General features: G+C 63.1%; 10 protein-coding genes. 4 read left to right on the top strand and 6 right to left on the bottom strand.

Annotated features, from left to right (window positions below; translation table 11 throughout):
• Positions 1 to 9: 9 nt before the first annotated feature.
• Positions 10 to 915, bottom strand: a complete 906-nt coding sequence (locus HSRCO_RS05640) for an ABC transporter ATP-binding protein (protein ID WP_259519458.1) — start codon at positions 913 to 915, stop codon at positions 10 to 12.
• Positions 916 to 1081: 166 nt separating this feature from the next.
• Between HSRCO_RS05640 and HSRCO_RS05635 the strand changes: the two genes are divergently transcribed.
• Entirely contained in the window at positions 1082 to 1825 is a 744-nt protein-coding gene (locus tag HSRCO_RS05635; protein ID WP_259519457.1) for an SDR family oxidoreductase, read from the top strand.
• On the opposite strand, the gene HSRCO_RS05630 is transcribed toward HSRCO_RS05635, so the two are convergent.
• Both HSRCO_RS05630 and HSRCO_RS05625 read right to left on the bottom strand, forming a co-directional pair.
• Complete coding sequence (locus HSRCO_RS05630; RefSeq protein WP_259519456.1) at positions 1826 to 2422, bottom strand: DJ-1/PfpI family protein; 597 nt, start codon at positions 2420 to 2422, stop codon at positions 1826 to 1828.
• Between the two features lie 85 nt (positions 2423 to 2507).
• Positions 2508 to 5186, bottom strand: a complete 2679-nt coding sequence (locus HSRCO_RS05625; RefSeq protein ID WP_259519455.1) for a DNA-directed DNA polymerase — start codon at positions 5184 to 5186, stop codon at positions 2508 to 2510.
• Between the two features lie 111 nt (positions 5187 to 5297).
• Between HSRCO_RS05625 and HSRCO_RS05620 the strand changes: the two genes are divergently transcribed.
• Positions 5298 to 5480, top strand: a complete 183-nt coding sequence (locus tag HSRCO_RS05620) for a hypothetical protein (RefSeq protein ID WP_259519454.1) — start codon at positions 5298 to 5300, stop codon at positions 5478 to 5480.
• A gap of 46 nt (positions 5481 to 5526) precedes the next feature.
• The gene (locus HSRCO_RS05615) at positions 5527 to 5814 is read left to right on the top strand and encodes a hypothetical protein (protein ID WP_259519453.1); all 288 of its coding nucleotides are present in this window, start codon (positions 5527 to 5529) and stop codon (positions 5812 to 5814) included.
• A gap of 2 nt (positions 5815 to 5816) precedes the next feature.
• Here HSRCO_RS05615 and rad50 read toward each other — a convergent pair whose 3' ends face one another.
• The 3 genes from rad50 to HSRCO_RS05600 all read right to left on the bottom strand — a co-directional run bounded on the left by rad50 (position 5817) and on the right by HSRCO_RS05600 (position 10295).
• Positions 5817 to 8483, bottom strand: a complete 2667-nt coding sequence (gene rad50 / locus HSRCO_RS05610) for a DNA double-strand break repair ATPase Rad50 (protein ID WP_259519451.1) — start codon at positions 8481 to 8483, stop codon at positions 5817 to 5819.
• Positions 8480 to 9946, bottom strand: a complete 1467-nt coding sequence (mre11, locus tag HSRCO_RS05605) for a DNA double-strand break repair protein Mre11 (RefSeq protein ID WP_310795449.1) — start codon at positions 9944 to 9946, stop codon at positions 8480 to 8482. Before mre11 ends, rad50 begins: the two co-directional genes overlap by 4 nt.
• A 97-nt stretch (positions 9947 to 10043) precedes the next feature.
• A complete protein-coding gene (locus HSRCO_RS05600; RefSeq protein WP_259519450.1) occupies positions 10044 to 10295 on the bottom strand; it encodes a helix-turn-helix domain-containing protein in 252 nt (83 codons plus the stop codon).
• A gap of 123 nt (positions 10296 to 10418) precedes the next feature.
• Here HSRCO_RS05600 and HSRCO_RS05595 point away from each other — a divergent pair, with 123 nt between their 5' ends.
• Positions 10419 to 11630, top strand: a complete 1212-nt coding sequence (locus HSRCO_RS05595) for a proteasome-activating nucleotidase Pan1 (protein WP_259519449.1) — start codon at positions 10419 to 10421, stop codon at positions 11628 to 11630.
• The last annotated feature ends 68 nt before the right edge of the window (positions 11631 to 11698 follow it).

Here is an 11698-nt window from a genome sequence, read left to right as displayed (position 1 = left end):
TCTCCTTGATTATGCGGTGCTGTAGACTTCGTCACGGACCCAGTCGTAGCCCTTGTCTTCGAGTTGCTCGGCGAGGCTGGCGTCGCCCTCCTTGACGATGCGTCCGTCGAGCATGATGTGAACGGTGTCGGGTTCGACGTAGTCCAGGATCCGCTGGTAGTGGGTGATCTGGAGGATTCCCGTGTCCTGTTCGTCGCGGAGGGCATTGATGCCGTGCGAGACGTCCTGGAGTCGGTCGATATCGAGACCGGAGTCGATCTCGTCGAGGACGGCCACCACCGGTTCGAGGAGGGCGGCCTGGAGGACCTCGTTTTGCTTCTTCTCGCCGCCGGAGAACCCGGCGTTGAGGTATCGTTGCGCGAACTTCGCGTCCATGTCGAGAAGCTCCATCTTCTCCTGGAGTATCTTCTGGAACGAGGCCACGTCGATGGCGCCATCGTCCTGGATGCCCTGTCGGGGGTCGGTATCGTACCCTTCTCCTTCCGCTTCGTCTTCGGCCTCGTCCTCGCCGTAGAGGAGCTCCTCGCGCTCTTCGATCTTCGCGTTGAGCGCTGTGCGAAGGAAGTTCGTGAGTGTGACGCCTTCGATTTCGGCCGGATACTGGAAGCCGAGGAACACACCCAGTGCCGCGCGCTCGTGCGGTTCGAGGTCGAGGAGGTTCCAGGTTCGCGCATCCTCGGGAATCTCGATCTCGTCGAAGTCGCCGTCCTCGAGGTGCAGGAGGATCTCGCCCTCGGTAACCTCGTAGGCCGGGTGTCCGGCGATAACCTTCGCCGTCGTCGACTTGCCACTCCCGTTGGGACCCATCAACGCGTGGATCTCGCCGCTCGAGACGGTCAGATCGACGCCGTTGAGGATCTGTTCGTCCGCGTCTTCGACCGTTGCGTGGACGTTCTTGAGTTCTAAGGTAGCCATTGATTAGGTCATCCTAAACCAGGGGAGAGTGACGTTTAATGCTTGCGCATGCGGCGATACCATTTTGGAATTTGTGAATATATTTTGGATAGGTGAAAAGCCTGCACGCAACGAGGGAAGTGAATTCATCACAAAACACAAGCCTCCCCCGTGTATGAGTTGGAGCATGACACGCGAGAATCCCCTCGACGAGAAGACGGCTATCGTCACCGGAGCCTCAGCGGGAATCGGTGCGGAGACCGTGGACGCCCTCGCCGAAGCGGGAGCCGACGTCGTTCTCGCCGCCCGTAGCGAGGATCGACTCGAGGAAATCGCCGAGACGGTAGCGACGGACCACGACGTCGAAACGCTGGTCGTACCGACCGACGTCACGGACGAGGACGCCGTCGCGTCGCTCGTCTCGGAGACGGTCGACCACTTCGGTGGACTCGACGTCCTCGTCAACAATGCGGGACTCGCACGGGGAAGCGACGTCGAACGTCTCTCGACGGAACGCTACCGGCACATGATGGCCGTCAACACGGACGGGCTGTTCTTCACGACGCGCGAAGCGCTTCCCCATCTGCGTGACTCGGCCGGCCACCTCATCTTCATCGGGAGTTTCGCGGGCAAGTTCCCCCGGCCGTTCAATCCCATCTATGCGGCCACCAAGTGGTGGACTCGCGGCTTCGCGAAGAGCGTCTCGGCGGATGCGGGCGAGGACGAGGTCGCCGTGACCGTCATCAATCCGTCGGAGGTACGGACCGAGTTCTACTCGGAGGACGGCGACCCCTTCGAAGAACAGTTCGACGAGGGCGAGGTCTCCGAACCGGAGGAAATCGCCGCGGCCGTGGTCTTCGCCGCCGAACAGGACCATTCGATGGTATCAGAACTGGACCTGTACCGCCGCGACAAGTTCTCGTTCTTCTGATCAGTCGTCAGCGGCCACGCCCAGCGGCCCCTGTTCGATGTCTGTGCCGAGCATGTCCAAAAACTCCGCCAGCCACTCGGGGTGGTCCGGCCAGGCTTGTGCGGTCACCAGGTTCCGGTCGCGAGTGACCTCGTCGACCCAGCTACAGCCGGCAGCCTCGACTTCGGGTCGAACCGCCGGATAGGACGTCATCTCGTAGCCGTCGAGGACCCCGGCCGCGGCCAGGATCTGGGGCCCGTGACAGAGCGTCGCCACCGGTTTCTCCGTCTCGAAGAAGTGCCGGACCACCTCGAGGACCGCGTCGTACGTCCTGAGGTACTCCGGCGCCCGTCCGCCCGGGACGACGAGTGCGTCGTAGTTGGCCGGATCGATCTCGTCGAACGTCGCGGTAACCGCGAAGTCGTGACCGCGCTCCTCGAGATACGTCTGGTCGCCCCGGAAGTCGTGGATCGCGGTCTTCACCGTGTCACCGGCCTCCTTCTCCGGACAGACCGCGTCGACCTCGTGGCCGACCATCTCGAGTGCCTGGAACGGTACCATCGTCTCGTAGTCCTCGCCGAAATCGCCGACGAGCATGAGTATCTTCTTGCCAGTCATTGGTGGAACACGGCGATATCTTGTATCTCAGCCAACATAATTCTGCTGGCGAGGAGACGGGCTGGGCCCTGGCCGACAGCGACTGCTACATGTAACTACCGAGGCCGGTCTGGGTCTGCCCGTTCTTGACCTCCTGCCACGAGATATCCAGCGCTTCGAGGACACGGGCGATGGGGCCTTTGAGCGTCTTGTCCAGCATCTTGTCCCAGTCGATCTCGAACTCCTCGGGGATCTGGTCGGCGAATTCGTAACAAATGACGTCCGGATCCCGCTTGAAATCGAGATAGAGTGGGTCCTCCTCGAGGTCCGGCCGCTCCGATTCGAGACGTCGGAAGTACTCGGGATGGACCTTTTCGAGATAGAGGCGTTTTGGCTTGCTGCCACGCTGAAAGTTCGTCCCGAGTAGCAGGTTCGCGTACTTCGCGCCGCGCACGTGTGCAGTATCCGTATCGTAATTGTTCAGGCGCTTTCCGATACCGCCGGGGATGCCGATTTCCTCCAGGTCCACGTCCCCGGACCGGAACCGTTCGATGATCTCGTGGACGTACTCTTTCACCCCTTCGATGTCGCCCTCTCTGACGATGCGTTCGATGACCGTCTTCTGGACTTCCTTCGTGATGGGAGCGATGTCCGAGCGCTTGTACTCGAACCCGGTGATGTCGATGTCGTCGACCTCCTTTCCCTCCTTCCAGATGATGTGGCCCGCGTACCGCTTTTTCTTGCCCGCCTGGAAGAACCGGCGGTAAAGCTTCTCGAACTCGATCTGAAAGCGGTGGTCCTCGGCGTTCAATCGGTCGCTCGCGAAGTCGTCGTAGGAATCGTTGATGTACTCCTCGAGGTCGAAGGACTGCTCGATGGCCGCCTCGGGCGTGACGTCGTTCCCGAGTTCCAGCATGACCGAATCGGTGTCACCGTAGATGACCTCCTTGTCGCGTTCGTTCGCCGCGGTCTCGGTGTACTCGATCACGTCGCGGCCAGTGGCGGTCACTGCCGCGCCCATCTCCTTGTCGTAGAGGCGGAACCGTTCCCAGCCCAGGACCCCGTAGAGGCTGTTCATAATCACTTTGACGGCGGCCTGCTGGCGGTCGTAGACGTCGTATTCGTCGCTGTCCGGATCGTATTCGTTCCGGAGGGCCTTCTTCTCGTCCCGTTCGGCCAGTAACTCGTCGACCATCGCTCGAATAACTCCGTCTGGCTCCTTCCGGAAGTGGGTTCCATTGGGTGCCCGGTACGTCGCACCGTCGTAGGCGTCGGGGTCCACCTTGGTCTCCGGCGAGGCGTTGATGGTCACCATACACATCGGGTACAGCGATTTCAGGTCGAGGACGGTCACCATCTCTCGGACGCCCGTGATGGGATCGAAGACGGCTCCGCCCTCGTAGGCCTCGCTCTCCTGTTGGCCCTTCGATGGAAGGACGAACTCGCCGTGGACGTTGTGGAGGACGTACATGTCCACCGCGTCACCAGGAGTGGTCGCGTCCTCGAGTTTACACCCGACGAACCCGGCGACTTCCCGCCAGAACTCCACGATGTCCTGTTTTCGGTCGATTTCGACGCACAGTTCCACGTCCCGGACGTTGTACTCGAGCAGTCGTTCGGGGTCGTCTTCCCAGAGGGTGCCGATATCCCCGGCGTACCGTTCTTTCCCGACGCCCAGTTCCTCCTCGGCAACCGCGTCCAGCCGGTAGGAGTCGAGTTCGGAGAACTGCGTCCGCTGGTACCCGTACAGCAGGTCGAAGACGACTCGCCCCTTGACGTTGGGGCCCTGCCAATCGCTGCGCCACACCTCGTCGACCCGGGAGAGCCGGTCGGGATCCATCCCGAGGACGTCCATCCGGTCGAGAAGGTACGGGGCGTCGAAGTCCGCGAAGTTCCACCCCGTCATGACGTCCGGGTCGGTCTCGTCGAGGTACTCGAGGAAGGCATCGATCATGTCGGTCTCCGCCTCGAACGCCCGGACGTCGATCTCCCGGTCCCCATCGAGCAGATCCAGGTCGGTGATGGTATCCGGTGCGGCCGTCCCTCCCTCGGGCGCCTCGAACAACCAGGCGACGTATTCGTCGCGGAAACTGTCGTGGCTCGTCAGACACACGATGGGCTCCTCGCCGTCTTCGGGGAACCCGGACCTGTCGTCGACCTCGATGTCGAAGGTGTTGATCCGAAGGGCCGCGTCCGCCTCGGTCGGTTCCACTTCCTCGTGGTGGACGTAGATGGACCCGTCGTCCGCCCGACGGTCCGGGACGCGGATCCCGGTCGTGATGTCCTTGTCGATAAGGAACCGATTCGGAAAGAGAATGTCCGCCTCGTAATGGTCGAAGTAATCCCGGACGCTGCCCACGTCGCGAGGCGTTTTACCGAATATCTTCGTGAGGGGTTCGCCGCGGATGCTCTCGTACCCGTCTTCGCTTCCCGTCAGGCCCTCTCGTGCGAGGTCGTCGTCCGTGACGGAGTCAGACGGCGCGTAGAAGTACGGCCGGAACCCGTGGACGCGAACGTGTTCCGCTTCGTTCTCACCAGTGCGACCGAAGACGTGGATGACGGGGCGTTCCCGTTCGCCCTCCCCCTCGACGGTGTAGTTGACCTGCGTCACCGCGAGGTCGACGGTCTCCGAGACCGGGGGCAGTGCATCGGCTTCGGCCGTCAGGATCTCGTTGACGACCGGGTCGGCGTCTCCAGCGACGGCGACCGCCTCCGCTTCCCGTTCGTCCGTCGTCGAGTTCCCCTCGTCCGTCTCGGTGAACGCCGAGAGGTCCGCGTTGCTCATTACCACCGCATTGTCGTTGGGCACCTAAAAGGTGGCCGTCACGCCATTGGGGACGACCGACGGAAAGACCTATACCATGTCATTACTTACCACGGCCAGAGGTGACCTACTGTGAGTGATTCCGCAACGGGCGGCGAACGCCCGAGCGACGTGCCCCAGTTGCCAGAACCGAACGACCCGGTCGACCGGGTCGAAGGCTACCGGACCGAGGACGGAGTGGTACTCTACGACTCGCGGAATCCGCTCGCGTGGATCAAATCAACAGTCTCGACGTCTGTCGGCGAGATGAACTAAGTGCAGAGCCACAATCCTTTTCGCGACGGAGTGCCGACCGACGGTCGTGCAACCTGGGTCAGGGACGCCAGAGTCGGACGTGGACACGTCGACGGCGAGCGTCGAGGAGTCACCAGGACCCGAAGCACTCTCCGAGGACGTCCGACGTCGTTTCCTGGCGATCGTCATCCTGCTCAACGTCGGCATCCTCACCGTCAGCCTCGGTCTCATGCTCGCGGGATTCCGTGGTCGGTACCGAGACGCAGCGCTCCTCGTCGCTGGCGGGGGGATCGTCCTGGCGAGCGCCTATCGACGCTACCGGACCCGCCACGAGGTATTCGAGTCGAGTGCCTGATATCAGGCGGCGTCCAGGGTAGCGGTCGTGACGCGGTCGACGTGTGAACGGTTGGTCGTCGCGTCCTTCTCCACCCGGATGACGTCGTCGGCCGCGCCCACGAGTTCGTCGTCGTGGCTCACCACGATGATCTGCTCGACCCCGAGTCGTCGCATCGACTCGACGAGTGAGACGAGTTGCGAGACGTGTCCCGAGTCGAGAAAGACCGTCGGTTCGTCGAGGATAAGCGGCGGCATCGGGGCGGCACCGTCGATCCCCTCGGCCAGCAACCGATAGATGGCGGTGCGGAGACTGAGGTTGAACAACGCTCGCTCGCCGCCGGAGAGTTGCTCGGGTTCGAGGGGTTCGCCGTCCTTCTGGTAGACCGTGAGTTCGTATCTGCCGTTCAACTCGATGCGCGCGTACGAGTCGTTCTGATAAATGAGGTCGAAGGTCTCGTTGAGGAGGCTCTCGAGGCGGGCGACGTTCTGCTGGCGGAGTTCCGCCCTGAGGTCGCCGTACATCGATTCGAGGTCGCTGTTCTCCTCGTAGAGCGATTCGAGGGCATCGACCCGTTCGGCCACCGACTCGCGTTCCTCCCGGAGCGTCTCGAGTTCCTCGATAGCGTTCTCGACGGCACCGATCTGTCCCTGGAGGCTGTCTCGTCGCTCCCTGAGCGTCGCCAGTTCCGATTCGACGTCCGCCAGGTACTCCTTCGCTCGGTTCCGCTCTTCGCGCGCCGTCTCGATTCTGGCCTCGTCGAAGGTCTCCTCAAGTTCCAGTTTGCGTTCCCGTGCCGTGGCGAGATGGTCACGCCGCTCCTCGTTTCGGTCAGCGAGCGATTGCCGTTCGTCTCGCAGTCGTTCGATGGCGTCCTCGTGGTCGGTACGACTGTCGAGCGCCTCGGCGATGTCGTCGAGGACGTCGATCCGTTCTTTGCGGCTCGCCCGGGCCTCGTTCAGTTCGCCGATGCGTTCGCGTGCTTCGTCGGCGTCCTGCTGGGCCGCCTCGGCCTCCGTTCGGGCCTCCTCGGCTGCCGATTCGAGTTCGTCGGCCGCCGCTCGCAGTTCCGTCGCGCGGTCGCGCTTCTCCTCGACGGTCGCGCGACGGTCCTCGAGCATCGACTCGACGTCCGCTTTTTCGTCCTCGAGTCGGTCGATATCGCGCTCGGCCGTTGCCAACGCTTCCGCCCGGTCGAGTCGATCTTCGGTGGCTTCTATCGCGTCCTCCACCTCCGAGATGTCCGCTTCGAGTTCGTCGACACGGTCTTCGTAGTCCTCCAGCGATTCGACGTGAGGCGATCCCTCGACCGGTTGGCCACACTCGGGACAGTTCCCCTCTGCGAGGAGTTCCCGTGCGTCCTCGACGCGGGAACGGGCCGTCGCGAGTGACTCCCTGAGTTCGCCGCGCTCCGCCTCGAGTGCCTCGAGTTCGTCCGCGACCGATTGTACCAGGTCGTCCGCCGCACCGACCTCGACCGGGGCGTCGTCGAACTGCGCTCGTCGGTCTTCGATCGACTCGGTGACGTCGTCCAGTCGCGACTCGAGTTGCTCGATGCGGGACGCGGCCGTCTCCGCTGTGTCGGCCAGTTCGGCGGCTTCCTCGCGTTTCTGCTCCGCCCGCGATTCGCGTTCGTCGGCCGTCTCGCGGAGTCGCTCGGCACGCTGGACGTTCTCGGTGACCGCGTCGCGGACGTCCATGATGTCCTCCTGAAGCGTCTCCCGTTCCTCGACCAGCGTCTCTCGTTGCGCTGCGATGGCCGATTCCGAGACTGTTTCGAGATCCGTTTCTGCGACGAGTGCCTCGATGCGTCCGTCCAGGTCGTCGATGGCCTCCCGATGCTCGATCACTTCGTCTTCGAGATCCGACCGTTCCGCTTCCGTCTCGGCGATTGCCTCGCGGATGGTTTCGATCCGTTCGCGCACCTCCTCGAGGTCCGCCTTTGCCTCCTCGGCGGATTCCAGGACGGACGTCGCCTCGTCGAGGGTGGACTCGGCTTCCGCCTTGTTCTCCTCGAAACGCTCGATCTCCGCGTCGACGTCGGACAGTTCGCTCTCGAGTCGGGACTTGACCGAGAACAGCTCTCGGTCTTCTTTCTCGGAGATCTGGGCGTCGAGCGATTCGAGTCGGCCCTCCCAGTGGTCCAGGAGGGTCCCGACACCGAGTCGCGCCTCCGCCGCCCGCTCTCGGTAGGTCTCCAGCGTCCCGAGTTGCAGGAGACGGTCGATCATCGCCTGCCGCGAGGAGGGGGTCGCGTTGATCAGTTTGTTGATTTCACCCTGCCGGACGAACGCCGAGTTGACGAAGGCGTCGGCGTCCATCCGGAGCATCCGGGTCACTGCCGCCTCGACGTCGTTCACTCCGTCGAAGGTCTCATCAGGGCCCTCCAGCACGCAGTCGGGTTGGGTCGCCTGCTCACCCGTCGCGCGGATCCGCCGGCGGAGATGATACTCGGCACCGTCGTGAGCGAACCAGAGTTCGATCTCCGCTTCCTCCTCGCCGATGGTGACGATATCGTCGAGCGTCCGATCGATACCACCCGTCCCGTAGAGGGCGAAAAAGGTCCCCTCGAGCAGGGAAGATTTGCCGCTGCCGTTCAACCCGTGGATGACGGTCACTCCCCGGTCGAGGGTGACGTCCGCGTCGTGATAGCACTTGAAGTTCCGCAGGCGGAGACGCTGGAATCTCATAGGAAGTCCTCCATCGTCGTGGGCTGGTGGTCGCTCTCGTCGGCGGAGTCATCTTCGCCGAGACCGTGATCGGCGGATTTCTGATCAGCAGAGCTTTCCTCGGCGGATTCCGCATCAGCGGGGCCTTCCTCGGCGGGTTCCTCATCGGCGGATTCCCCGTCAGTCTGACCGGATTCCCCCGTCGATTCGGAACTGTCGACCGCCACGGCGGAATCCTCGGCGACAGATCCATCGTTCGCTTCCGACAGATCACCTCGTGCCGTGTCGACATCTCCGTTCCCAGCCTCTTCGAGGGGCACATCGTGCCCGTCCTCCGACGAGTCTTCCTCGTGGTCAGCCGGTGACGGGTCCGCGGACGCCGTCTCGAAGGCGTCTGGTTCGTCGAGCAGCGATTCGACCCTGGATTTGACCCGATCTCTCACGTTCGCGTCCGCCACGTCGGCATCGCGGACGGTGTCGTCGATGGTTCTCGCGGCATCGCTGAGACCCATCTCCCGGATCCTTTCCCGGACCGCGTCGTCCGGGTCGGCGAAGGACACCTCGATGTCGGCCTCGTCGTCGAACTCACGGCGGTCGTTGACCCGGGTCACGAGCGCCCCCCGATCCTGTCCGAACTGCTCGATGTCGGCCGGGGTCACGTCCCCGCCGTCGCCCTCGATGGTCACGACGACCACGGCGTCCTCGACGTTCGCTTCGCGGATGCGCTCGCGAACGAGCGCCCCACCCTCGGATTCGGCCAGTGTCAGATCCAGAAAGACGAATTCTCGCGTTTCGAGGCCCCGGCGGGTGATGTTTACGCCCCCGTCGAAGGTCACGAGATTGTATCCTCGGTCCGCCCGCTCCGAGGCGCTCGTCCGCTCGGTCGAGCCACAGTAGGTGGCCCAGACGCCATCGAGGGTCTTCGTCTCGGGCGTGTGATCGTCACCCAGCAAAACGGCGTCGAACTCGACGGTCGCGGATTCGAGAACGGTCTCGAGGTCCCAGTCGCCGTGTGGAAACGGGGCGAACAGTCCGTGGCCCACGAGTGCCGCGTGCTCCGTCTCGGCCGGCGCAAAATCGTACTCGAGTCTGTCGCGTCGCGATTCGGGGACGTAATCCAGTCCGTAGAAGGTGGTATCACCGACGACCGTCCCGTCCTCGTCCAGGTGGATGGCCAGATCCAGGGTCTCGAAGAGGTCGAGCCACTGACCGCGGCGGGCGTCTTCGTGATTGCCGACGATGGCGAGAAACGGGATGTCGGCGCGGTCGAGGTCGCGGAGAATCGAGATGGTCTCGAGGAGATCAGGGAGGTCGGGGCGGCGGTCGTCGAACAGGTCCCCGGCGTGGACGACCGCATCGACCTCCTCCGCGACGGCGTCCTCGACGACCTGCCGAAACGCGTCGAGATAGTCCTGCCGACGCACGGGAGAGTGATACTGCCGGTAGCCGATGTGGGTGTCTCCCGTGTGGATGACCCTGCTCATGCTATACACCGGATTGGCTGCCATTCGCAAAAAACGCGCGGTCCTGGTGGGCCGCCACTCGACCAGCGGTATACTGTCCCTCGATCACCAGTATCAGTCACTCGGCGAGTTGATACAGTCGTTTCCGCGCATCGGAGAAGGAGTGTCTCGAGGTCACGACACCGTGGTCTTCCAGACGGCCGATGGCGTACCGCACCGTGCGAGCCGGGAGGAGCGTGCGCTCCGCGATGGCCGACTGCGTGAGGGTCCCGTTGTACTCCAGTACCTTGGCGACGAGTTTCGCACTGGGGGGCAGTTCGCGCAGTTCCTCGTGGTGGTTCGCCGATCGTGACGACGTCGTTGCACTCATTATCACCCCGTATTCGATGTTGGGTAATAATATTTGCGGTATTGTTTGATTACTATTAGGCATATGTGATGGAGAATGTGTCCACCCGAAATCTCTTAAGAATTAGCGACGTACCGAGGAGCAATGACCGATACCGTCGACGACATCGATCTTCCCTACACGGAGGAAGCCTCCCACCAGGAGAAGGTCGAAGCCCTCCAGGAGCGGCTGGAGGTTGTCGAACAACAGAACGAGGAGATGCGGGACAGACTGCTGGACGCGAACGCGGAGAACAACAAGTACCAGCAGAAACTCGAGCGGCTCTCCCACGAGAACAAGAAGCTCAAGCAGTCGCCCCTGTTCGTCGCGACGGTCCAGGAGATCGGGGATCGGGGCGTCATCATCAAACAGCACGGAAACAACCAGGAGGCGCTCACCGAGGTCACCGACGAGATGCGCGAGCAGATCGAACCGGGCTCCCGCGTGGCGGTCAACAACTCGCTTTCCATCGTCAAACGCCTCGACGACGAAGCCGACGTTCGGGCCCGCGTCATGCAAGTCGAGGAGAGCCCGGACGTGGGCTACGAGGACATCGGCGGCCTCGAAGAACAACTCAACGAGGTGCGCGAGACGGTCGAGATGCCACTCAAGAAACCCGACCTCTTCGAAGACGTGGGCATCAACCCGCCGAGCGGCGTGCTCCTCTACGGCCCACCGGGGACCGGCAAGACGCTCATGGCCAAGGCCGTCGCCCAGCAGACCGACGCGACCTTCATCAAGATGGCCGGATCGGAACTGGTCCACAAGTTCATCGGCGAGGGGGCGAAACTGGTCCGCGACCTCTTCCAGGTCGCTCGCGACCACGAACCCGCCGTCGTCTTCATCGACGAGATCGACGCCATCGCCTCGAAGCGGACCGACTCGAAGACCTCTGGCGACGCCGAGGTTCAGCGGACGATGATGCAGCTGCTCTCCGAGATGGACGGCTTCGACGAGCGCGGCGAAGTCCGCATCATCGCCGCGACCAACCGCTTCGACATGCTCGACCGCGCCATCCTCCGCCCCGGTCGGTTCGACCGCCTCATCGAGGTGCCGAACCCCGACGAGGAGGGTCGCGAGAAGATCTTCGAGATCCACACTCGCGCGATGAACGTCTCCGACGAGGTGAACTTCGAGGTCCTCGCTCGGGACACGGCGGGAATGAGCGGGGCCGATATCAAGGCCATCTGTACCGAAGCAGGGATGTTCGCCATCCGCGACGACCGGACGACCGTCACCGGCGAGGACTTCCGACTGGCCCGTGAGAAACTGGAGACGGACGACGCCGACGAGGAAGTCTCGCGGACCTTCGCCTGACCCGTCGGCAAACTATACCCCCACCACACCGTGGATCTGTGGATTCTCGAACCGATAGAACGTCCGTC

Source organism: Halanaeroarchaeum sp. HSR-CO (assembly GCF_024972755.1).
Taxonomy (GTDB): Archaea; Halobacteriota; Halobacteria; order Halobacteriales; family Halobacteriaceae; genus Halanaeroarchaeum.
Note: the sequence above shows the minus strand (reverse complement) of the source record. Positions and strands in the feature narration are given on the sequence as shown.

Bases quoted from the DNA above. Each gene is read 5' to 3' on its own strand.
- HSRCO_RS05640 (WP_259519458.1), bottom strand. From the start codon at position 915: ATGGCTACCTTAGAACTCAAGAACGTCCACGCAACGGTCGAAGACGCG.
- HSRCO_RS05635 (WP_259519457.1), top strand. From the start codon at position 1,082: ATGACACGCGAGAATCCCCTCGACGAGAAGACGGCTATCGTCACCGGA.
- HSRCO_RS05630 (WP_259519456.1), bottom strand. From the start codon at position 2,422: ATGACTGGCAAGAAGATACTCATGCTCGTCGGCGATTTCGGCGAGGAC.
- HSRCO_RS05625 (WP_259519455.1), bottom strand. From the start codon at position 5,186: ATGAGCAACGCGGACCTCTCGGCGTTCACCGAGACGGACGAGGGGAAC.
- rad50 (WP_259519451.1), bottom strand. From the start codon at position 8,483: ATGAGATTCCAGCGTCTCCGCCTGCGGAACTTCAAGTGCTATCACGAC.
- mre11 (WP_310795449.1), bottom strand. From the start codon at position 9,946: ATGAGCAGGGTCATCCACACGGGAGACACCCACATCGGCTACCGGCAG.
- HSRCO_RS05600 (WP_259519450.1), bottom strand. From the start codon at position 10,295: ATGAGTGCAACGACGTCGTCACGATCGGCGAACCACCACGAGGAACTG.
- HSRCO_RS05595 (WP_259519449.1), top strand. From the start codon at position 10,419: ATGACCGATACCGTCGACGACATCGATCTTCCCTACACGGAGGAAGCC.